The organism is Veillonella seminalis, from assembly GCF_003992065.1.
GTDB classification, from domain to species: Bacteria; Bacillota; Negativicutes; order Veillonellales; family Veillonellaceae; genus Veillonella_A; species Veillonella_A seminalis.
On sequence record NZ_RQUZ01000018.1, the window covers coordinates 1 to 23645 of the forward strand.

Consider the following 23645-nt stretch of genomic DNA (forward strand, 5'->3'; position numbering starts at 1 on the left):
AGCGACATTAATCATAACACAAATCGGTATTCACTATGGATTTTTTATATGTTCAATTTCAGTTTACAATTAACCGTTAAATTATAAACTTTCAAATATAATAAAACCTCCTATACCTGTTGGTGTAGGAGGTTTTGTATTAAGGGCGTATATTTCCGTCCTATTGATTTAAGTGTATACTGTTGATAGTTTTCAATAGTTTGAAATTTATTGAAAACTATCAAAAGATTTATACCGGTGGCCGATTTGCTTTGCACGTAAGTTTGCGTGGCACCAGTTTTATAACAGCGATGGCGTTTAACATAGCCGGTTTATATTCCCATTGATTTTTGCCGGTGTAATCTGACGATCGTGACGACGCATGGGCATCTCCTTTATAAAAATCGAAGGAATTATTGAAGACTCGTTTTAAAATGCTACTTTGCGTTAATAGCCTCAAGTCCTTTAATAATGCGGCTGGCTGTTTCTTTAACAGTATCGGGATGAGCCGCCAAGTTGAAGCGGACAAAGCCCGGTGTTGCAGGTGCAAAGTTTGGACTCGTATTAACACCGACGCGGCATTGCTTAATCATGAAGTTATCCAGTTCTTCGGGATCCACATAGGCTTTAAAATCAACCCAGGCGAGATATGTTGCTTCGAGCGGTGTAAATACTAACTTAGGTGTTGCTTCAAGCAATGTGTTTTTCAAAATTTCGTAATTGTCTTTAATAACAGCTAAAAGTCCGGTTAGCCAAGCATCACCTGTCTGATAAGCTGTTTCCGTAGCCAGTAAATCCAGAACCGGTAATTGCGTATGGTCGATAGTGGCAACATAGGCATCAAATTGCTTACGATGTGCCTCATTCGGAATAATGGTATGCGCTACCGGTAAAGAGGCCAAGTTGAATGTTTTAGACGCACTCGTAATGGCGATAATGGAATCTTTGAAGCGCCCGTCCTGTACAGCTAAGGCCGGAATAAACGGATCCGGTCCAAAAATAAAATCTTCATGGATTTCATCGCTTACGATGAGTACATTGTGGGCTTCACATAGGGTAAAGAGTTTAACCAGCTCTTCTTCCGACCAGATACGGCTCACCGGGTTATGCGGATTACAGAGGATAAAGACTTTAACATTATGTTCTTTAATCTTAGTTTCTACATCGTCAAAGTCGATATAAAAACGTCCTGTTTTGTCTTGTTTAAGTTCACTGCAGATTGGCGTACGTCCGGTATCCTGCGGCGTGCTGTAGAACGGATAGTAAACCGGTGACAGGATCAGAATATTATCTTTAGGTTTTGTGAAGGCGTGCAGAATCCAAAATAAAGTAGTAATTGTACCGCTGGTAAAACGAAGCCAGTTTTTCTTAGGTGTATAGCCATGATGGCGAGTCAGCCAGTCAATAAATGTTTGATGATAGGTCGGGCTGATTAGAGCATAGCCGAAAGCACCGTGATTGATGCGTTCTGTAAGGGCTGCGGTTACCGTTTCGGGCACTTTAAAGTCCATGTCAGCCACCCACATAGGGATGACATCGTCGGTGCGAAACCGTTGTTTTAAACCGTCCCATTTAATACTATTGGAGCCGCGTCGATCAAGGGCGTAGCGACTTAAAAACTCTTCTTTAGTTATTGTTTGACTCATTGTTACACCTCCTGTAGCAGTGTGTATGTGAAAATATTTTCAATTGAAATTTAATACTGATTAAAACATTTTAATGGGAATGAGAGCTTTAAAAATCAGTTTGTAATTGATTTCATTATAACAAAATAAAGTTAGAAATACAAAAACGGTCATACTAACCTTTATAAGTTAAGTATGACCGTTTTTCTATTTGTTTTTTATTTTATTTTGTTGTCATTAAGGATTCTATGGCGTTCAAATGTTGTAATAATTCGTCCATAGATTTGAACGTACCGTTGGCGTATTCTAAGACTTTAGTGGCATTTGGTGAATATGTGTTGATAGCTTTAAATAATTCGGTCCAATTGATAGAACTGGTACCGATAGGTTGGTGCTGATCTTTTTTACCATTGTTATCGTGTAAATGGTAAGCAATAATCTTTTCGTTTAAAGTTTGAATTACATGAGGCAAATTCCATTGATTTACATTAGCGTGACCAACATCAATTAAGGAAACAATGTTAGGGAATTTAGTAAAGAGTTCAAGATATTCGGATTCATTAAATAAATTATTGGTTAATAAACCTACATTTTCTACAGCCAAACGAGGTCCGTTTATTTTTTGTGCCAATTTATCGAGCTCCTGAAGTCGTTCAATAACTAAATTTTGTACATCTTCTTTATTTCCTGACCATTGTTCGTTGGTATGGACAACGATAAAATGAGCATTAATTTCTTTGCCGAACGTAATGTCTTTTTCATAACGGCTTAGGTACTGTGTATCATCAGGATTGGCTAAATTGAGGGTTACACATGGTCCGTGCAAAGAGATAGCTCGTGATTGAATATTAAATTGTGGTAATAAAGCACGCCAATATTCGACAGGTCCAAATTCTACAAAAAACTCCATACTAAAGGTTTCCGGTAATGCTCTGAGCATGTATTTTTCAAATGCAGGAAATAGTAAATCACTGATAGCAATTGTATTCATGGTTCCTCCTTAATATGTTTATTTTAGCTTTAAATTTAAATTATTGCCGGTTTCACTGTCAAAGAAACAAGCATCTGACCAGCTGAAATTAAGTCCTATGGAATCGCCGACATTTAGTTTGTTTTCCGATTCGGAAAATTGAATAAAACCTTTAATCGTATCATCAATTTGAAATAAACAATTTTGAATATTACCGATGTTTTCAACATACTGACATTGCCCGTGTAGCATAGCACGTTCTAAAGGTGCGAGGTGTAATTTTTCAGGGCGAATACCTACAGTAATCTCAGAAGATGTAATATTTTCTTGAACAACCGGCGGTAAATCTAACGTTGAAGAACCAATAGTGACTTGTCCGTTATTAATAATCAATGGCCACAGATTCATAGCCGGTGTGCCTATAAAGGAAGCTACAAATAAATTGGCAGGATTATCGTATACTGTTTCAGGTTTGTCGAATTGTTGTAAAACACCTTCATGCAAAATGGCGATTCTTTGGCCAATGGTCATAGCCTCTACTTGATCGTGGGTTACATAAATCATAGTGGAATTACAACTTTCATGTATTTTTATCAGTTCTTGGCGAGCGTGTTGACGAAGTTGAGCGTCCAGATTGGCTAACGGTTCATCTAATAAGAAATAAGGGGATTGTTTGACGATAGCTCGACATAATGCTACCCTCTGCTTTTGACCGCCTGATAAGGATTGGATTAAGCGATTTTCATAACCTTTTAAATTTAACATTTTAATGGCCGCATTGGCTCGTTCTTTAATTTCTGAATTAGGAAGGTTTTGGAGTTTTAATCCAAATACAATATTGTCCCATACATTAAAATGAGGAAACAAAGCATAGTTTTGGAATACCATGGCTATATTACGGTCGCCGGCGGGTACATCATTAATGAGTGTATCACCCATATATAACTCGCCGTCACTAATATCCTCTAAACCGGCAATCATGCGAAGCGTGGTGCTTTTACCGGAACCGGAAGGACCTAATAAAACTACGCGTTCCCCTTCTTTAATTTCAAAACTTAGTTGTTTGATGATTTCTTTTTCATGATAGGTTTTACTGACTTTATTGAAGACTATATTATGCATTATCCTTTAACTCCTGATTGAATAAATGTGTTGAGAATGTATTTTTGGCATATGATGAATAAAATAAAAGGTAAGATGCTGGTAAGTACAGCTAAGGCCATAGCTAACCCCCATTCACTGCCACCTTCGGCACTTATAAACATTGGCAAAGCCAATGCTAAAGTGTATTCTGTTTTACTTTTTAAGATAAGTAACGGCCAAAAATATTCATTCCATGCATTGATAAAAAACATAATACTAATGGAAATTACTGATGGTCTTACTAAAGGTAGGATAATATGCCATAAAATATACAGAGGCGATCCACCTTCTAAAATTGCACATTCGTAGATACTTTTCGGGATGCTTCGCATTGTTTGTCGCATTAAGTAAATTCCCATGCCATCTACAATTTCTACAAGAATAACGCCATAAGGAGTATCAAGTAATCCTAAAGAAGAAATTAACAAGTAATTTGGCATGATTAATACAGACATAGGGATAAAAAACGTAAGAACCATGGAATTGAATAGTAATTCTCTTCCTTTAAATCGGTAATAAACAAATCCAAACCCTGCCAACAAACTGGTTATAATTTTAAAAAGAGTAACGGTAATAGCAATAAAAAACGTATTCCCGGTAAATTGGAAGATAGGGAATCGATCAAGTACCGTAAGATAGTTTGATAAAGATGGATTTTCCGGTAGCGGATTTAAAGGGTACTGGAAGATTTGATTTAAATCTTTTAAAGAGGCTGAAATTAAAAATACAATAGGCCATAAGCAAATAAGCAAAGAAATGATAAGTATGATATGGCCAATAAGTTCCTTTTTAAGATTAATTTTCATAGTATACCTTCTTATCTAATACTTTGTTACGCCACCAAGCAAAAACAACGAATATTAACATCGTCATTACAGCATATGCAGCTGATTTGCCGACTTGATAGAATACAAATGCGTATTGGTAAATAACGTATACGAGGTTGGCACTGCCTTGATTTGGACCGCCTTGAGTTAATATGTTAACCGGAATCATGATATATTGTAAGCCGAACACTACAGTAATAACGAAGACATAAATAGCAGACGAAGAAGTTTGAGGGATTATGATTTTACGTAAAATTACCCAATCAGAGGCTCCTTCTAAACGAGCCGCTTCTATCATTTCTTTTGAAACAGACATCATAGCAGCCAACATTAGAATGAAATTATAGCCGAATACTTTCCAAGCAATAATCATACTAATTGAAAAAATAACTAAAACCGGTTCTTTGAGCCAACGAGGGGAATCCAGGCCGACCATTTGTAAAATCGCATCAATCGGTCCGGCTAACGGATTATAGATCCACAAAAATAAAATACTGGCAACGGATAGACTGAATAGCGATGGTATAAAGAAAAATACTTTATACAGGTTTTTTCCGTATTTAAGAACATAAGCTAAAATATATGAATATATATAAGGTAGTACAAAGTTAAAAACCAGAAGAACTAGAACAAATAATATTGTATTTACGATAACTGAATAAAACTCTGCTGTTTGGAGGATATCCGTATAGTTAGAAATTCCTACAAATTTAATCTTTGAGCTCACCATATTCCAAGAAAAGAAGCTAAGAGCTACATTGACAAGTAAAGGCCAATAATAAAAGATTAAAAAGAAAAATGCTGCCGGTAAGAACAGTAAGTAGCCTGATTTTGAAAGACGATTCATAGTAAGACTCCTTTTAAGCACAATTAGAATCAATAGACGAAAACAAAGGCTAAAGTCTACTGATTCTAATGGCGTTAATTTTACAATATGATAGTTTTTAAAATTTTACTTCAGTAAATCATTAATTTTTAAAGCTGCTTCATGGAGCGCTTCGGATGCAGTTTTGCTTCCGTTAAGAATAACATCGCGGGCATCGATTAAGATTTGTTCTGCTTGTAAGCCGTTTTGGCCCGGGAAGCTAACCCATGGTGTTACATTAGGAAGCATTTCCATAGCTTTTCTAATATTTTCATTTTCATCCATTAATTTTTTGTAAGGGCCTTCTTGAGCCATACCTTTGCGTGGTGGCAAGTAGCCTGTTCCTGTATCCCATTTAGTTAAGTTTTCAGCACTTTCTAAATATTTTACAAATTCAACAGCAGCTTTTTGTTTTGCTTTATCTTTGCTGAGAATCATGAGGAAGTTACCGCCGGCAGGTACTTTTACAGGTTTATTACCGAAAGCCGGGAAGGTAGTAGTCATTACTTTAAAGTTGGATGACTTTTCAAAGTTAGCACGTTTACCAATTGTAGTTGCTACCATTGCTAATTTACCGGAAGTAAAGCTTTGGAAACCCTCTTCGTTAGTTGCGTGTAAGCCTGTGCCGTTTTTAACCATATCGGCAATTACTTGATATGCATAAGCAGCTTCCGGCGTATCAAAACCGGCTTGCCATTTACCATCTTTATGAGTTAACATGGTGCCGCCATTTGATTCAACAAGAGCCTGGTTTGTCCAGGTATCAGCATATTCTTGCATGAAGAATGCAGGATTACCTGTTTTTTCTTTAATTTGTTTAGCATATTCGGCAACTTCAGTCCAAGTAGTAGGTGGTTTATTTGGATCTAAGCCGGCTGCCTTGAAGATGTCCGGATTATAGTATAAAACCGGTAAAGATAAGGAGTAAGGAACACCAACCTGATCACCAGTATCTGTTTGAGCCAGACGAGCAATATTAGGTTCAAAGGTATCTTTGATAAAATTAGGATCGCCGGCGTTAGCAAAAATTTTATCAATACTTTCCGTTTCGAAGTTTTCATGGGCATAGTTTAAGAAGTTCCAACCCATTTGTACTACATCAGGTGTTTGACCGGAAGCTAGAGCAGCTTGTAAATTTTGAGTTAAGCCTTTATACATATCCGGATTAAATTTTTCTGTAACTTTAATATTAGGATGTGTTTTATTAAAATCAGCAACTAATTCTCGAACTGTTTGACCGCCGAAACTATCAGATGCTACATGCCAATATTCAATTTCTACGACTTTGTCATTTGTTGAGCCACTGTTTGAAGTTGAGTTGCCGCAACCTGCCAGTAAAAGCAAGGTCAGCATACAAAACAGGCCGGATAAAATGGCTTTTAATCTCATGATTTCCTCCTACCTTAAATAAGGTTTTAATATACTAGATTACAATTTAGTGCACCACATATTTTTCATTTAATCATATCAATGTAAATATTCAAGATGAAAAATGTAAAATTTCATAAAAATTTTTTAAGGTTTTGTAATTTTTTTGTTGGAAATAAAAAAACAGTCACATCCATATGGATGTGACTGTTTTCATGATTAGGTTTGTAAGATTTTATTTATGTTCTTCTTCGTTAATGCGTTGGATTTCAAGTGCTTCTTCACGATTGAACTTAGTCGATAATACGAGATTTACGAAGTAAGCAATTGTGAGGATGAAGACACCTAAGCCAAGCCATTCAGCGGTGTTAGCAAAGTCTTTGCCGACCATGCTGAGCGGATCTTCGCCACCGCCGGAAGTTACGGAAATAACGATGATAACGGCGATAATTACACCGATTAAGCTTTCGCCAACGATCATACCGGAAGCGAAGAGTACGCCACGACGGTTACATTGTTCAACATCAGCGTCAGCTAATTCACCGCTACGTTCTTTAGCACGTTTTACTAAATATTTACCAACGAAATAGCTCATCAAAGAACCGATAACGAGTGGCATTTCGAGGGAAGGCGGTAAATAGATACCCATCCCGATTGCCAATGGAGGCAAGGATAAAGTAGCCGTTGTGCTCTTTAATACCAAGTTAACGATAATACCGATAACACCGATACCGACACCGATAAGGATGTAGTTCCAATCAAGGTTGGAGCTGAAGATACCTTGAGCAATTGTTGTCATCAAAGTAGCTTGTGGTGCGGATAAGGCAGCGGATGGATCCATTTCAGGACGAGGTAAAGCACCGGTGAAACCATAAGCTTCATATAAGAGGTTAAGAACCGGAGCGATAGCGATGGCACCGGCAATGGAACCGATAAGTAAAGCTACCTGCTGTTTCCAAGGTGTAGCACCTACGAGTTGACCGGTTTTAAGGTCCTGTAAGTTATCGTTGGAAATCGCAGCGATACAAACAACCACACTTGTCATGAACAAGGCCATGGCAGTAGCGAATTTAACGCCTGCTTCCGTAGCGAATAAGTCATTGGCAGAGGCAATGGCAAATACTACGAGAGATGAAATGATGATACCCAAAATACCGATACCGGAGATTGGACTGGCAGATGTACCGATAAGACCGGCCATGTAACCGCAGGCAGCAGCTACGAAGAAACCGATGCAAAGAGCGATAACGATACCGCAGATAACTAATGTCCACATAAGAGCAGGACTGATGTCAACAGCACTTACGAAGGAGTAGAAACAGATAATGAGGCCAACTAAAATAAGTAAGAATACGATAGCGATAGTAGAAGGCTTCATATCTGTGTCCATACGATGTGTAGCACGTTCTTCACCGGACATTTTCATATTCTGTACGGACATTTTCATACCTTCAACAATTGGTTTTGCCAAGGTAATAAGAGTCCAAATAGCGGCAATACCGATACAACCGGCACCGATAAAACGAACTTTTTCTTTCCAAACGGCCATAGCAAAGGATTCTACGGATTTAGCATCACCCATAGGCAAGATATTGGTTAAGTACGGTACAAAACCGCCCCAAGCAATAATCATACCTACTAAAATAGCGATACCACTGGAGATACCGATAAGGAAACCGGCACCAAGCAAGGCAGTGGAGAAGCCGAGTGGGAATTGTGTAACCCCACGGCCGACACCGAACCAGAAACTCATTTCACCGGCCAGGTAATGGAAACCGTTGGTGAAAAGACTAATGATACCGGCAAAAATACCACCACTTACGATTTCTTTCATACCGCTGGCACTTTGTTTAGCGCTGTCACCATGATTCTGACTGCCGACTTTAAGAATTTCAGCAGCCGCACGGCCTTCCGGATATGGTAAGTCGCTGTTTACTACCATGGCACGACGAAGCGGAATCGTAAATAATACACCTAAACAACCGCCGCAGGCACAGAGTAATAAAGTTTCGCCATAAGGGAACCCTTGCCAATAGCCTAGCATCAATAGGCCCGGCAATACGAAAATAACAGCCGATAAAGTACCGGCAGCTGATGCTTGGGTTTGAACCATGTTGTTTTCAAGAACGTTGGAGTCTTTGAAAAAACGTAGGATAGCCATTGAAATAACTGCGGCCGGGATGGAGCTGGAGAAGGTTAAGCCAACTTTTAAGCCCAAGTAAACGTTAGACGCGGTAAATATAATAGTAATAAGTACGCCTAAAAGCATACCGCGAAACGTCAATTCCGGTAGATGCAGTTCATGACTCATAAAATCATGCTTCATACTAACCCTCCTTGAGAGAATATAAAAAAATAGAACAATAATAATCCTACAAGACGATTGTACATGAATTGTGGACAAAATTCAATCTCAAATTTAACTCTATATTGTATACATCATAAATCATCATGAAATATTGCAGAATATCATGATTTTTTCACCGGTTTTTGCTAAAATATAAATATATAGTGATTTTGGCATGATTTAATGTATTACCGTACATTAGCCATAAAGGGGAATAAAGGAGGACTTTTTATGAAACAGAAATGGCAAAAATATATAATGGCTGCCGTATTCGGCTCTATTGCTTTAGGTGGTTTTGGTGGCGTTAATGCTAATGACGTAACGGTTGTAAAAGTGGATTCGGAACCGGCTGCTGCCGTAGTCGATGATAATGGCGATATTGTGGCGGTTCAGACACCGACCGAAGCTCATAATAATACTACAGGCGTTATGACTAAACGCGTATCTTCAGATATTTCGCCGGCATCTAATAAAGCTATGTGGGAAGCATCTGATGAACTATCCCGTGAAGCTGATTTAGTTAAAGTACCAGAAGCCAATGCGTATTACCAACGCTTATCCGTAGCAGTGCAACCGATTGCTATCAGCGGTGAACGCATTCACATTACTTATCCGACAGTAACATCGGTCAGCCCGGTTGTGACAAAAGAAATTAACAGCCGCATTACCAAATATGTGCAGACTTTGCAGAAAAATTTAGAGAAAAACAACTTGAAAGCAGACGTTAAAGAAAATCTTTACATGACTTATGATGTAAAAGCTAATGATAAAGGGATTTTCAGTGTATTGCTTAAATCTTACTCCATTGGTGATCAGGCAGCTAATGGTTTGAACACAGTGAAGGCCTTTACATTTAACAGCACTAGCGGTAAAGTGTTAACTTTACACGATTTTGGTGGTGTTAAATTAGACGAATTGAATCAAGCTATCGCTAATGATGAAGATTTGAAACCACAATTCTTCCCTGAAAATCGCACCGTTGATAAAGTGCCATCCGATTTCTATGCTACGGAAGACCATGAAATCTTTGTTATTTTCCAGCAAGGTACAGTAGGCCCTATGTCGGCCGGTACGATTTATGTGCCAATGGGTAAATTGAAATACTAAGTTTAGATTCTAATAAAATTTAAGCTTTAAAGTCAAAACAACATATAATTATTGAATTATATATAATAAAAAAGGATGTCATAATCATGCAGGTATGGCATCCTTTTGTTGTCGTTTATTAGTCTCAGAAACGCCTCGTTCCGGAGGTTTTCAAGAAGGCTTTTTGTATTATTGTAACTTGCCGGTAGCAGCCACCAATTGTTGACCAATTTGATATGCTTCGTTTAGGCTTTTTTCAAAAGTAGCTTCATGGTAGGATTTTTTGTCGCTTTCTGAAAAAATAGATGATTCGAATTTACTGTAGTCATCAAACTGTAAGGTATTATAGACATAGTGTTTGATGGGCTCTACACCTAAAATACGTTCTACAGCAGCTTCTATAGGTTTTAAGCTTTCACGTAGAGGAGTTTTAAAACTTTGCTCTTCAGTTACGTTCATGGTATAAATAAAGGCAGAAGGAATTTGTTTGCCAAGCACAGACGGTACGTCTTTGTTGTAGATATAGTTTGAAAAGAGAAAGCGTTCAAAGAGTGCCTGCAGGGCGGAGGTTATATTGTAAAAATAGATGGGCGAGCCCCAGATGATGGCATCTGCTTGTTTTAATTCTTCAATGACCGGTGTTAAATCATCTTTTATAATACAGGTGCCGTGTTCCTTATCTTTGCGTTTACAATAAAAGCAGCTCACACAGCCGCGATATTGTAAAGGATAGAGTGAGATAATCTTTGTTTCGGCACCGGCTGCTTGGGCACCCATTAATGCTTGATTTAATAATTGAACTGTATTTTTGTTAGGGCGAGGACTGCCGTTAATTGCTATAACTTTCATAATAAAACTCCTTTTAACATTAAAAGTATTAATTTTCTTTCTATCATTTATATAGAAGGTGGTTGTTATGACATATCCAATGTATTTTTTCTCAGAAGATTTCCTTTCTATTCGCGAGTTTCTTGATGAATTGCCGACTAAAGAGTTTCATTTTAAGGACGGCGATTATTTGTGGAAACCCGGTGATTCGTTGGAATACATACACTATATTGAATGCGGTCTTTTGCAATTTTCAATTAATCATCCGACCGGTCACTGTAAACTAGGTTATATAACGTTAAAAAACCTTAGGTATAGATTTCTTATAAATATTTTATAAGAAGTTCTTACCTAAGGTTTTTATTATTTGTTCATTTTAAGTTTTATTCCTGAAGTTTTTACTTATCAAAACTCTTATACATTGAAGCGGAAGTACGTTACATCGCCGTCTTTCATGACATAGTCTTTACCTTCGAGGCGAACGAGCCCTTTTTCTTTAGCCGCATTCTGACTGCCGCAAGCTACGAGGTCATCGAAAGCTACGATTTCGGCACGAATGAAGCCTTTTTCAATGTCAGAGTGAATTTTACCGGCTGCCTGCGGTGCTTTAGTGCCTTCTACGATTGTCCAAGCACGGGCTTCCATTTCACCGGCCGTGAAGAAGTTGATAAGGCCCAATAAGGAATAGCTGGCTTTAATTAATTTGGTCAAACCGCTTTCGGTAAGGCCGAGTTCTTCGAGGAAAGCAGCGGCTTCTTCATCGGATAATTCAGCGATTTCCGATTCGATACGAGCGGATACGACAACTACGCCGGAACCTTCGTTAGCAGCATATTCTTCAACGTGTTTCACATATTCGTTAGCTTCGTAATCGGAGATTTCGTCTTCCGAAACATTGGCTACGTATAAAGATTTTTTAGCTGTTAATAAAGTCAACTCTTTGAGAATTTCCAATTCTTCTTCGTCGAGACCTTGCGCGCGTACCGGAATAGCTTCGCCGAGACCTTCGATGACTTTTTCCAAAATAGGAAGCTCGATACGAGCATCTTTGTCACCGCTTTTGGCGATTTTTTCAATACGTTGTTTGCGTTTTTCAACAGAATCAAGGTCAGCTAAGCAAAGTTCAGTGTTGATGATTTCAATATCGCGAATCGGATCGATGGAACCGGCTACGTGGGTGATGTTAGGGTCATCAAAACAACGTACAACTTGAGCAATAGCGTCAACTTGGCGGATATGGCTGAGGAATTTGTTACCCAAACCTTCGCCTTTGGAAGCACCGGCTACGAGACCGGCAATGTCAACGAAGCGCATAGCGGCTGGAATAATTTTTTTAGATTTAAACATAACAGCCAATTGGTTGATGCGGTCATCCGGAACGTCAACAACACCTACGTTAGGTTCGATTGTACAGAACGGATAGTTGGCCGCTTCGGCACCGGCTTTGGTAATGGCGTTAAATAACGTACTTTTGCCTACATTAGGAAGGCCTACAATACCTACTTCAAGATTTGTACTCATTTCATTCTCCTCACTCATCAGTTAGTCAGTTAAGGTGATTATGGGAATCACCGATGTCTATGTTAGTTATAAATTACTATGTTAACAATTTATTATAACATAGAAACAGCACGGATGCACTGTTAACCGTTTTTACGTTTATTGGTAAAGGTGTGAACACTTATAAAGCCGGTGACGATGATGAAGGTAATGAGGGCAAAAATCTGAGGCCATAAATACTCTATACCAATCCCTTTTAGCATGATACCGCGGATAATGGTTAAGTAGAATGTCATTGGCATAATGGCGCCGAGGTATTGGAAAATAGCATCCATGGCAACGCGGGGAAACATAAAGCCGGACAGCAAAATACTCGGCATATATACCAAAATCGACATCTGCATAGCTTGCAGTTGCGTTTTGGCTACGGTAGAAACGAGGATTCCCAGCATCAGCGAGGAAATAAGGAAGATGGTCGTTGTTATGAAGAGGACGAAAAAACTACCTTGAAACGGCACGTCAAAGAGTATAATACCGGCTACTAAAGCAATACCTGCTTGTGCGTAACCGATGAGCACATAAGGAATAACTTTGCCGATAATAATTTCGTAGTCTTTGAGCGGTGTTACCATTAATTGTTCTAAGGTGCCCACTTCCTGCTCACGCACGATGGCCATGGCCGTAATACTTACCAAGGTCATAGTAATCATGAGGCTGATAATGCCCAGTACAATATTATAGGCCGTTATAAAATCCGGATTGAACCATGGATTGATTTTTACTTCAATGGCATTGCCCGACGGTACGGATTGTCCGGTCGCTAACAGTCGTTGTGAAGTAATGCTTAGGGAGCGTTGTTGACCTAAGAGTTGTGCCGTGCTGATGGCACTGTTGGCTATCGTGTTATCACTGGCATCGACGATGAGTTGCATTTCCGCGGTGCGACCGTGTTTGATGTCTTCGCTGAAGGTTGGTGGGAAGGTGAGAGCAGCTACAGCCTTGCCGGAGTAAATACTATCCAGCATGGCTTGATTGCTGTCCACATACTCTACAACGTCATAGTAAGAGGTACCCACGAAGGCGCTAATCAGTTCTCGGCTTTCTTCACTTCGCGATTGGTCATAAATGACCGTGGGTACATGTTTTACGTCGGTATTAATAGCGTAGCCGAAAATAATGAGCTGCATTAAGGGCATTAAAATCAGCATAAATAAGGTGGCTTTGTCCCGTTTCATCTGGTGAAACTCTTTTATCAGTATAGCCCAAATTCGTTGCATATCATTGACTCCTAGCTTGTTTCATATAATAAATAAACGCGTCTTCCAGATTATGGGCGCCCGGCGTGGTTTCTTTTAATACCTTCGGACGACCTTCGATGATTTTTTGCCCCTTGTCCATAAAGAGGATGCGGTCGCATTGTTCGGCTTCGTCCATAAAATGTGTGGTTACTAAAATGGTGGTGCCTCTATCGGACAGTTTATTGATGACAGTCCAGAATTGGCGTCGCGTCAACGGATCAACCCCGCTGGTCGGTTCGTCTAAGTACAAGATGGCCGGTTTATGTAAAATAGCAGCCCCTAAAGAGGCGCGCTGACGCCAACCGGTCGGTAGTTCACGGACTAAACGGTTTTTAATTTCGTGTAATTCCAGTTCGTCGATAACAATGTTGATTCGTTCGGTTAATTCCGCCGGTTTTAAACCATAGATACGGCCGTAAAATGTGAGGTTCTCCATAACGGTTAAATCTGCATAGAGACTGAATTTTTGGGACATATAGCCCAGTTGCGACTTGATGAGTGACACATGTTTTGTCACATCTGTATTGAGTACTTCGATTTGCCCGGTAGTAGGGGTCAAGGTACCGCAGAGCATGCGAATAGTAGTGGATTTACCGCAACCGTTGGAACCGAGTAGACCAAAGATTTCCCCTTCCTTGATGGTAATGTTGAGCTTGTTGACGGCTGTAAAATCACCGAATCGGCGTACCAGGTCTTCTGTTTGAATAACGACCGGCTTATCGGCGAGTCGTTCGAAGTCATGCTGCACCGTATAATCGGCGGTGAGTTCGTTATTCTTGTTGACGAGACGAATATATACTTCATCCAGGGTCTGATTTGAAGCTACCTTCGTTTGAGTTCGCAGATCTTGTGGTGTGCCGAGGGCTAGGATTTGGCCGGCTTCAAAAAAAGCAATTTGGCTGCAGTAGTCGGCTTCGTCCATGAAGGGCGTGGCGACTACCACGGTGGTACCTTCTTGGTTGATTTTCTTGATTAAAGTCCATAATTCGCGGCGTGATAAGGGGTCAACACCGGTTGAAGGTTCGTCTAAAATGAGTAACCTTGGTGTGTTTAAGAGGGCTACGGCTAAAGCCAATTTTTGCTTCATACCGCCCGATAAATCGTTGGACATGCGGTCTTTAAAATTGCCGAGACCTACATATTCGGCAAGGGCATTGCATTTATTGTGCAGTTCATCTTTAGTGAGATCGTATAATCGGCCATACAATTCGAGGTTTTCATAGACACTCAAATTGGGATATAAAGCAAAGAGTTGTGATACATAGCCGATAGTATGCTTGATATCGAGGGGAGAGGCGCCATTAATATCTATGGTTCCTTCGCTGGGAGCTATAAGGCCGCACAGCATGCGAAGAAGCGATGATTTGCCGGCACCGTCGGCACCGACGAGACCGAACATTTCGCCGTCCGGAATAGTCAGGTTGATGCCGTTAAGAGCCTGTACATCGCCGTAATGTTTGTGGACATTTTGAATGGTAATCATGGAATCACCACATCCACCGGCATGCCCGGTTTAAGAATTTCTTGGCCGTTATTTACTTTTATGCGGACTTTATACACTAAGTTATGGCGTTCCGTTTTGGTAATGCTTTGACGCGGTGTGTATTCCGCTTCGGGGCTGATACGTTCAATATAGCCTTCGAAGATTTGGCCGGGTAAACCATCCACTTTGATTTGTGCTTTGTCGCCTACTTTAATAAGAGCGAGTTGCTCTGTCGATACATAGATATGAACCCACGCATCCTGCATGTCGGCAATGGTCAAAACGGGGGCGCCGGCTTTCACATATTCGCCCTTATTGTAGTTTTTGGTTAAAACAAGGCCGTTAACCGGGCTTTTCATCATTAAATCTTCCACCTTGCTTTGAGCGGAGGCCACATTAGCCTTTAGCGCTTCTACTTGAGATTGTGCGGCAGCAATCTGCTGACTGCGAGTGCCTTGTAATAATTCTTGGTAATCGGCGGTAGCTTTGGCAAGATTTTGCTGTGCCACATCATAGGCTTGTTGTTTTTGATCGCGGACTTGGGCGGATACAGCATCTTCTGCATATAAAGCTTCGTAGCGATTAAATTCACGTAGTGCTTGGTCGCGAGATACGGTAGCGGAGTCAACCAAGGCTTTATAAGCTTTAATTTGGTCTTCACGAGCACCGGCTTGTAAATCCGCAAGGTTGGCCGCACCTTGAGCCTGCGATGCTTTGGCGGCGTCTAAAGCGGTGTTGGTGGTCGGTTCAGATAAGGTAAAGAGTGTTTCACCGGCTGTGATGCGGCTGCCGAGATCTACATTAAGACCTTCAATATAGCCGCTGCTACGCGGTGTAATATCGTATTGATGTACTTCAATGGTGCCTACTGTATTTACTTTGCCGGTGGTGGTGCGAGGATAGAAGTAGTAGATGGCGATGCCGATTAAAAGAACCAGCACCAGGCCGATAGGGATGTATTTCTTTTTCATAAAAAACTCCTTATAGGTTAAAAGACACTACTTAGTGTTCCGGGAAATAGGTATCAAAAAAGAATTGCAATGATGCTTTGGTTTCTTCCGGAGAAATAAAGACATCCTTCATTGTCTTAACGGCTTCATTGATTGAGGCGCTGTAAATGATGGGGAAGACCAACATAGAAATCAGATGACTAAAGGTAAATTTAGTCATATTGCGTATCGTTTCATCAGATGCTGCCGGTTTTTGCTCTTTGATGAGGAGTTCCACATGGCTCATTATTTTGACAATGCCTTGGGAACGTAAGAATTTAATATAGGTCATCTGGGTCGGGAAGGTTTGCTTCGATGAAAAAAGATAGTAAATAAACTTTTTATGTTTTGCTAAATGTTGTTGGTATTGAATTAAAAAGTCGAATAGTCGCTGTTTGGTTGGCTTGGTTTCGTCATCTAAAATTGAAAAAAATTCTTTTGCCCGTATGAGGATTTGGTTGATTACCTCATTGAAGAGAGTATCCTTATTTTTAAAATGGTAATTGACGAGCGCTACATTGACGTCTGCTTCGGCGGCAATCATGCGCACCGTAATACTGCTGATATCGTCGTTATTGAGCATTAAACGATAGGTTGTGTTGATGATTTTATCTTTGGTTGATTCAGCCATAATAAATTCCTTTGTTTACGAATACTTACTAATACTTGCTAATACAGATTCAGATTACATATTTACGAAGTTAGTATGAGATGTGTTTATAAAATTTAAACAGCGTTTAATTTACAACTCTATTTTAAACATTGTTTAAATAAAAAGCAAGGGTATTTAGCAATTAAATGAAAAAATTATCACTTAGTTCAAAAATAATATAAAAAAACAGCTTGAAGATATATATCTTCAAGCTGCTGTTTAGATTTAGGAATTTTTTTGTCTGCTTATTCGGTTTTATGGAGAACAGTTTACCTGTCCTCTTTTATGTATTAATTACAAGATGTTTCTTTCGGTAAAATGCGGTCCGGCATATAGGTTTTACCCCAGTCACACATAGATTCAATAATAGGAGCTAAGGTTAAGCCGAATTCAGTCAAACTGTATTCTGTTTTGGGAGGAACTACCGGATATACTTTTCGCTGAATGACACCGCTTTCCTCCAACTCCCGTAATTGTTGCGTCAACATTTTAGGTGTGGCCTGAGGAATGACGCGTTGCAATTCACTGTAGCGATGAGTCCGTTCCAATAAGTGCCATAAGATAATACATTTATATTTACCGCCCAATAGACTGAGAGCTGCTTCGACAGGGCATTGGAACATAGAATTTTTGGTAGCCATTAGTAATCCCTTCCTAAAAATAATAGTTTATTATTTACCGGCTTTACTTTTTAATAAGGTAGCCGCTAAGCCATGGAGCCAATCCTGATGACCGATATTCATCGGGTCGGTCGGATCTTCGTGTAAAGCAACGGCCGGTTTACCGATTTGTGATTCTTGGGTCAAAATACGCACACGGTTTTCCGATAAATCTTCAATAAGCCAGGCGTGGATAACATCAAGTCGATGATCTTCGTCGCCTTCGGCCCAACCGTGCCAAGCCAAACGCCCCGGTTGATTACCGGATGGAGCTTCGAATTCGGTAATTTCAGCTTCGATAGGAAAACCGAAAGTTTTGAAACGAAAGCGTGTGTTTTCAGCGAGCTTCGTGCCTTTGGTATTATCGAATTCTACATCGGCTACATTTTTATAGTATGTTGGCCAAATGGCGACATCAATCAAATTTTCAAAAGCTTCGGCTGCCGTAACGCCTTGGATAATGACTTCGTTAGAAGCAAAGTTGTCGGTTGTACCCGGTAAATATTCGTGAGGCCAATTAATTTCGTGTAACATAATATATCTCCTTATATTGTAACATAGTCTTGATATTTATTTAGTCCTATGACGCTATTCGCTTTGGCGAATTGTCTGACTCTATTTATGGATTATTGTATTGAAAACAATTCTTATCAGCTGATGAGTACATTATATGCTAAGTGCTATTTTTTAGGAAGAATGCACTTTAAAGTGCTATAGTACCCAAAAAGATAGTATAAAGGAATTAAGAGGTAGTTTTGCCAAGAGACTATATAGTTTTGAACTATAGTATGTAAAATTAAATTGCATATAGCAAAGATATATAAAAAGAGACCGTAACGATTTGCAGATTAGAATCTGAATTCGTTACAGCCTCTTAGTATATAGGTTATTCTATTGTTGGTATTAATATATTGTTATAAATTATAAAGAATGAGCACGCAATTCTTCAGCACTGTGAGTGGAAATCCAAGCCGGTGGAATATCGAATACAGTGTAAGCGCCGGTGCCGCCGTGTTTTGCCAAACGGTAAATGCCGCGTGCATAAGCAGTCAATACAGAGCCTGTGAATTCAGGATTGCTGTCGAGTTTTAAGGAATATTCTACAACGTGACGGGTACCTTCGGTGCTTTCGCCGCTGCGAAGTACAAAACCGCCGTGTGGAATGCCTTTGTGGTTTTTGTCGAGTTCTTCTTGGGAGATGAAATGAACGATTGTTTCATAACCAACGAAGTAGTTTTCCATTGTTTTAATTTCATTTTCGATTTTAGCTTTGTCAGCGCCTTCAGCGGCTACTACATAGCATTCACGAAGATGACCGGATTGAGCCGTAACTTCAGGAGTTTGACCTTGACGAATTTGTTCCAAATATTCTTCACGAGGTACTGTATATTGACGAGCATCTACTACGCTATCCAAACGACGAATGGCATCGGAGTGACCTTGGCTTACACCACGGCCCCAGAAGGTGTAGGATTTACCTTGCGGTAAAATGCTTTCGGCAAATACACGTTGTAAAGAGAACATGCCCGGATCCCAACCGCAAGAAATTAATGCAGCATTGCCGCCTTCTTTAGCAGCTTTGTTAACATTTTCAAAATGTTCCGGAATGCGTGCATGGGTATCGAAGCTGTCGATAACGGTGAAATGTTTAGCGACCATCGGAGTTTGTTCGATTAAGTCCGTAGCGGAACCGCCGCAGAGAACCATAACGTCGATTTTGCCTTTAAAGCTTTCCAATTCGCTCATAGCATAGCTTGGCATACCGCTCACCGTTTTTAAACCACTACGACGGGAAAAAACACCAACTAATTCCATGTCCGGCTGTAATTTTACAGACGCTTCTACGCCGCGGCCCAAGTTGCCGTAGCCTACGATGCCTACTCTAATTTTCATAGGTCAAACCTCCTACATATATAACAGTATTGTAATCATTGCAATCTTTTTGATATACACTCTTATTTAAGTATACTCTGTGTAGAGTTCGGTGTATAGTTAAAAATGTCATTTTCTATAGAAAATTAGAATAGTATGAACAGCAAATAGTAATTATAGGAAATTTTCGGCTTTTTTTCATAAAAAATTTGCCTTTTAGTTGGAATTAGTATATAATTATAAAGCTTATTGATGGTAAGCGCTTCCTACCCCTATGGAAGATAGGGGCATATGTCCAAAAGAGGAGGTGATTTTGTATGAACAAATACGAAGTCATGGTGATTGTGAAACCAGCCGAAGAAGAGACAACCAATGCGGTTATTGAAAAAGTAGAAGCTTTGATTGCTCGTGTAGGCGGCACAGTAGAAAAGGTAGATCGTTGGGGCAAGCGTCGTCTTGCTTACGCAGTGAAAAAATTCACTGACGGTTTCTATGTATTGGTTAACTTTGAAGCAGATCCTGCAGAAATCAAAGAAATCGATCGTGTATTAAAAATCAACGATGATGTCCTTAAACACCTAATTGTTAAACACGGCAAGTAAGCTCTGGGAGGTTTACTATGAACTCAGTACAGATCTTAGGTAATTTAGCTCGTGACCCTGAAGTGCGCTTTACTAAAACAGGTAGAGCCGTAGCATCATTTACAGTGGCTGCGACAAACACATATTTTGATTCCACTACCAATGAACAGAAGGAACAAACTGCCTTCATCAACTGTGTAGCTTGGGGTAAATTAGGGGAAGCAGCTGGTAACCTACGAAAAGGGAGCCGTTGTTTCGTTGAAGGTCGTTTGAATACCCGTTCTTATGAAACTCAGGATGGGCAAAAACGCTATGTAACTGAAGTAGTGGCCAACTTTGTTGGTACATCGTTAGATACTCAGAACACCGACAGCTTTGGTGGCGGGTCTTCTAATTTTGATAACTTCGGTAGCAGCAACGAAGAAAACATTCCGTTCTAGTGTTTAGGACTCCTACTAATTCGAAAAGGAGGATTCACATAATGAGAAGAGATAGAAGCAGAAAACCAAGAAGAAAAGTATGTAACTTCTGCGTTGATCATGTAGATCAAATCGACTACAAAGATATTGCTAAACTTCGTCGTTTTACGACTGAACGCGGCAAAATTCTTCCACGTCGCATTTCCGGCACTTGCGCTAAACATCAGCGTAAATTAACATTAGCAATCAAACGCGCTCGCGCTATTGCTTTGTTGCCATTCACAGCCGAATAAGATCGCATAAGATACTAAAACCCGGTAACTTTACGGTTACCGGGTTCTTTTTTATGTTATGGTGATAGTAAAAAAGAGACTGCAGCAAAATGTGACTTTTAAATCCCGCATTTTAGTTACAGTCTCTTTTTAATTAGATTAAGCTTTATTTATTTTAATTTTCCACCTAATATAGTCAAATCTTGGTCAAGTTGTTGAGCTGCTTTCATTTGGTCAATTGTTGCTTGTGGCACTTGGAAATCCGCTTGATGTTGAGCACCCTTCATTCTGATAATAGGGTTCGTACCTTCTGTTAATAATTTGATGCCCGGACGTAATTTATCATATGGTACATCTAATGTTTCATATTTCCCGCCCATTACTACTTCTGTATGCTTACCGTCACCAGATTGACCTGCAAAGGCATTTATTTTATACTCCCATTTACCCTGATCTGTGGAAAAAATTAATTCATCCCAGAAAACCCAATTGATATCGCTCGTAAAATGTACTAACTTTATACGTTCGGTAACAGATTTATCTTTTACAACGGCGTACCAATAAAGGTTTGTATCGGCAGGAACCGGTCCATTCCCCCAAGGTCTGTAGATCGTTTGGTTTTTTACTTGGTCGTTTTCTTGTGGAACGGAACCTAATATATTCATTGCATCAGCCTGGGCGTTTTCTTTCTGTTTTTCTTTATCCTGTGCTGTTTGGGCTGCTTGTGTTGCGTTGCCTCCGGTCGTACTGGTTTTACCGGAATCAGGTGCTAACATACCACAAGCGATAAATATGATAAATGTAGTTAGAAGAATTAGTTTTCTTCTGTTTGATTTAAAAAATGGTGCTACTTTATTTGGACTAAACATACCGACAATGCACCAAATAATAGCTAATAACGTAATAACCCCTAAAAAAGCTTCAATAATTCTACTCCTTACTTAAAACACTCTGTAATACACTATACCTTTAATTTTTATCCCTCCTCACTATATTGGGAAATAATAAAATTTATATCCGCTAGCTTGATGTGGAGCTAGTTGGAGTCTGATATTTACTTGGTAAGTTGTTTTTTAAAATTTTTTTGATGGTATTTGATTCTATTTATAAATAACATGAATTATCTTATATGTTTTTATTATACTCTTAATTAGAATAAAATTCAAAGAAATTCAAAAAGTGATGGTGAATAATGTCTGTTTGTCTTGAGATAATGCCTTTAGCTAATATGTAGTAATGCAATTGATAGTTATTGGCTATACTAATAGTTTTTGCTACAATAACACTATATAGATGTTTTCTGATATATTATCTAATTAATATATAGGGAGGTACTCACATGAAAAACTTTATTACGCCTCAAGAATTAGTCAATATTCAAAAGAATGTTGTCATTTTAGATGTACGTGGTGATAAGGCTTATGCTGCGGGGCACATTGAAGGTGCTTTTGTGGTCAATTTAGCCGGTGATTTATCCGGTCCGGTTGAAGAACACGGCGGTCGTCATCCTTTACCGAATATGGTTGAATTTGCTAAAAAGATGGAACGCTTTGGTATTACCAAAGATAGTACCGTCGTTATCTGTGACAGATGGATTTTTTTAGCCGGTCGCCTTTGGTGGATGCTTCATTATATCGGTTTAGAAAATGTGAAAGTGTTGGAAGGCGGCATTGAACGGTGGGTCAAAGAAGGTCATTCTTTGGCAACAGAGTCGACTGCATCGCCAACTGAAATAGGCGAGTTGGATTATCGTTTGCAGCCTCATATGCTCATGAGTCGTGCTGAAGTGTTAGCGGCCAGTGAAAACGGCGATCATATCATTGTTGATGCTCGTGCCGGTGAACGTTATGACGGCAGTGTTATCGATACGATGGACGGCATGACCGGTCATATTCCTACGGCTGTTAACTATTATTGGGAAGACTGCTTCAACGCCAATGGTCTCAAACCCGAAGCAGAGTTAAATGAAATGTTTAAAGATTTGAAAACAACTAAGACTCCGATTGTTACATATTGCGGCTCCGGTATTACTGCTTGTCTTGCCATGCTCGCCATGAGTGAAATTGGTATTGAATCGGCTCTTTATGTGGGAAGTTCCAGTGATTGGGTAACGTATGAAAACTTCCCGATTAAAACGGGTTGTGAGTTCGTGAAGGCTTAGTTCCTTCTCTTCTTTCTATAATGTTCTGACTGAAAATAGGCTCGGCGAATCATCGCCGGGCTTTCTTCATTTGAAGTATAATAGGGCTCCCTTTTTTCTTTAACAACGATTTCGGCCTCTAACTGTTTATTAAATTCCCCAAAGTACAGTATAATTGGCGTCTTATCCTTGTTCTTCATACACTAATAACTCCTTATTAATCATGGTATATAAATTATTGATTACATCTTGATAAAAGTATAATATGCGTTTATTATACACCTTTTATTTGAAATGTGAAGTATAAATGAGTAAAAATGACATGATTTTCACTAACTTTTATTTAATTTTGTTTAATTTATAATGATACTATTTGAGTGGAAATTTAGCTGACTATGAATTGATCATAATTAATATCAATATATTTCTTATTATTTATTGCTATTAACTTATAGCTTCATTTTTTGAGTATTATCTCCGGTAAACTCACGTATACTGTAAAAAGTACATATACCCTTTATGGTATAATGCCATACCTGCCAGGGTATAATAAATAGAAGAAAATTTGAGTAAATATAGGAATCTATCAATATAAATGGTTATTTTGTTAAAAAATGCCCTAAAATATTCAAAAATTCATGATTTTTTGTTGACACATTTACAGTAAATAGGCTAACATATTAGTGATTAAAGAAGTTATTTTCAAAATTTGAATAATATACTCTTGCTAATTCTATAACGA

Annotated in this window: 23 protein-coding genes; 5 read left to right on the forward strand and 18 right to left on the reverse strand. The window is 39.2% G+C overall.

Translation table 11 applies throughout. From position 1 onward, the window contains the following. Nucleotides 1-416 precede the first annotated feature (416 nt). The 7 genes from EO126_RS10100 to EO126_RS10130 form a co-directional block, all read right to left on the reverse strand. Entirely contained in the window at nt 417-1625 is a 1209-nt protein-coding gene (locus EO126_RS10100) for a MalY/PatB family protein (RefSeq protein WP_127008771.1), read from the reverse strand. Nucleotides 1626-1827: 202 nt separating this feature from the next. Next, nucleotides 1828-2595, reverse strand: coding sequence for a sugar phosphate isomerase/epimerase family protein (locus EO126_RS10105; protein ID WP_127008772.1), 768 nt, complete (start codon nt 2593-2595; stop codon nt 1828-1830). Nucleotides 2596-2613: 18 nt separating this feature from the next. After that, nucleotides 2614-3696, reverse strand: coding sequence for an ABC transporter ATP-binding protein (locus EO126_RS10110; protein ID WP_127008773.1), 1083 nt, complete (start codon nt 3694-3696; stop codon nt 2614-2616). Beyond that, complete coding sequence (locus EO126_RS10115; RefSeq protein WP_006555226.1) at nt 3696-4523, reverse strand: carbohydrate ABC transporter permease; 828 nt, start codon at nt 4521-4523, stop codon at nt 3696-3698. The genes EO126_RS10110 and EO126_RS10115 overlap by 1 nt, the downstream gene beginning before the upstream one ends. Beyond that, nucleotides 4513-5391 (reverse strand): carbohydrate ABC transporter permease, encoded by an 879-nt coding sequence (locus tag EO126_RS10120; protein WP_127008774.1) that lies wholly within the window; start codon nt 5389-5391, stop codon nt 4513-4515. The genes EO126_RS10115 and EO126_RS10120 overlap by 11 nt, the downstream gene beginning before the upstream one ends. 105 nt (nt 5392-5496) lie before the next feature. Beyond that, nucleotides 5497-6798 carry an ABC transporter substrate-binding protein gene (locus EO126_RS10125; protein WP_127008775.1) on the reverse strand — a complete coding sequence of 434 codons (1302 nt, stop codon included), beginning with the start codon at nt 6796-6798 and terminating at the stop codon, nt 5497-5499. Nucleotides 6799-7012: 214 nt separating this feature from the next. After that, a complete protein-coding gene (locus EO126_RS10130; protein ID WP_127008776.1) occupies nt 7013-9103 on the reverse strand; it encodes an OPT family oligopeptide transporter in 2091 nt (696 codons plus the stop codon). Nucleotides 9104-9355: 252 nt separating this feature from the next. On the opposite strand from EO126_RS10130, the gene EO126_RS10135 reads away from it, so the two are divergent. After that, nucleotides 9356-10231: a polysaccharide deacetylase family protein gene (locus EO126_RS10135; RefSeq protein WP_127008777.1), complete on the forward strand. Its 876-nt coding sequence runs from the start codon at nt 9356-9358 to the stop codon at nt 10229-10231. A gap of 168 nt (nt 10232-10399) precedes the next feature. On the opposite strand, the gene EO126_RS10140 is transcribed toward EO126_RS10135, so the two are convergent. From EO126_RS10140 to EO126_RS10180, 9 genes are all read right to left on the reverse strand, one after another. Further along, entirely contained in the window at nt 10400-11059 is a 660-nt protein-coding gene (locus EO126_RS10140) for a flavodoxin family protein (RefSeq protein ID WP_006555221.1), read from the reverse strand. 393 nt (nt 11060-11452) lie between these two features. Continuing rightward, entirely contained in the window at nt 11453-12559 is a 1107-nt protein-coding gene (ychF, locus tag EO126_RS10145) for a redox-regulated ATPase YchF (protein ID WP_006555219.1), read from the reverse strand. Between the two features lie 122 nt (nt 12560-12681). After that, a complete protein-coding gene (locus EO126_RS10150) occupies nt 12682-13815 on the reverse strand; it encodes an ABC transporter permease (RefSeq protein WP_127008778.1) in 1134 nt (377 codons plus the stop codon). A gap of 1 nt (nt 13816) precedes the next feature. Continuing rightward, a complete protein-coding gene (locus tag EO126_RS10155) occupies nt 13817-15319 on the reverse strand; it encodes an ATP-binding cassette domain-containing protein (protein ID WP_006555217.1) in 1503 nt (500 codons plus the stop codon). Next, nucleotides 15316-16290: an HlyD family secretion protein gene (locus EO126_RS10160; RefSeq protein WP_006555216.1), complete on the reverse strand. Its 975-nt coding sequence runs from the start codon at nt 16288-16290 to the stop codon at nt 15316-15318. The genes EO126_RS10155 and EO126_RS10160 overlap by 4 nt, the downstream gene beginning before the upstream one ends. A gap of 31 nt (nt 16291-16321) precedes the next feature. Then, nucleotides 16322-16939 (reverse strand): TetR/AcrR family transcriptional regulator, encoded by a 618-nt coding sequence (locus tag EO126_RS10165; RefSeq protein ID WP_006555215.1) that lies wholly within the window; start codon nt 16937-16939, stop codon nt 16322-16324. A 311-nt stretch (nt 16940-17250) separates the two neighbouring features. Next, nucleotides 17251-17601, reverse strand: coding sequence for a winged helix-turn-helix transcriptional regulator (locus EO126_RS10170; protein WP_006555214.1), 351 nt, complete (start codon nt 17599-17601; stop codon nt 17251-17253). Nucleotides 17602-17631: 30 nt separating this feature from the next. Beyond that, complete coding sequence (locus tag EO126_RS10175; RefSeq protein WP_006555213.1) at nt 17632-18153, reverse strand: SRPBCC family protein; 522 nt, start codon at nt 18151-18153, stop codon at nt 17632-17634. Between the two features lie 387 nt (nt 18154-18540). Then, nucleotides 18541-19512, reverse strand: coding sequence for a diaminopimelate dehydrogenase (locus EO126_RS10180; RefSeq protein WP_006555212.1), 972 nt, complete (start codon nt 19510-19512; stop codon nt 18541-18543). 296 nt (nt 19513-19808) lie between these two features. Between EO126_RS10180 and rpsF the strand changes: the two genes are divergently transcribed. Genes rpsF through rpsR form a run of 3 tightly spaced genes read left to right on the forward strand, consistent with a single transcriptional unit; the run spans nt 19809 to nt 20784 of the window. Then, entirely contained in the window at nt 19809-20093 is a 285-nt protein-coding gene (rpsF, locus tag EO126_RS10185) for a 30S ribosomal protein S6 (protein ID WP_006555211.1), read from the forward strand. Nucleotides 20094-20110: 17 nt separating this feature from the next. Next, nucleotides 20111-20512 (forward strand): single-stranded DNA-binding protein, encoded by a 402-nt coding sequence (locus EO126_RS10190; RefSeq protein WP_006555210.1) that lies wholly within the window; start codon nt 20111-20113, stop codon nt 20510-20512. Between the two features lie 41 nt (nt 20513-20553). Next, nucleotides 20554-20784, forward strand: a complete 231-nt coding sequence (gene rpsR, locus EO126_RS10195; protein WP_006555209.1) for a 30S ribosomal protein S18 — start codon at nt 20554-20556, stop codon at nt 20782-20784. A 149-nt stretch (nt 20785-20933) separates the two neighbouring features. Here the strand turns inward: rpsR and EO126_RS10200 are convergent, their stop codons facing one another. Further along, nucleotides 20934-21632: a hypothetical protein gene (locus tag EO126_RS10200; protein ID WP_225723694.1), complete on the reverse strand. Its 699-nt coding sequence runs from the start codon at nt 21630-21632 to the stop codon at nt 20934-20936. A gap of 470 nt (nt 21633-22102) precedes the next feature. Between EO126_RS10200 and EO126_RS10205 the strand changes: the two genes are divergently transcribed. Continuing rightward, nucleotides 22103-22924 (forward strand): sulfurtransferase, encoded by an 822-nt coding sequence (locus EO126_RS10205; RefSeq protein WP_127008779.1) that lies wholly within the window; start codon nt 22103-22105, stop codon nt 22922-22924. On the opposite strand, the gene EO126_RS10210 is transcribed toward EO126_RS10205, so the two are convergent. Beyond that, complete coding sequence (locus EO126_RS10210; RefSeq protein ID WP_006555206.1) at nt 22921-23103, reverse strand: hypothetical protein; 183 nt, start codon at nt 23101-23103, stop codon at nt 22921-22923. The two genes, EO126_RS10205 and EO126_RS10210, sit on opposite strands and share 4 nt — an antisense overlap. Between the last annotated feature and the right edge of the window lie 542 nt (nt 23104-23645).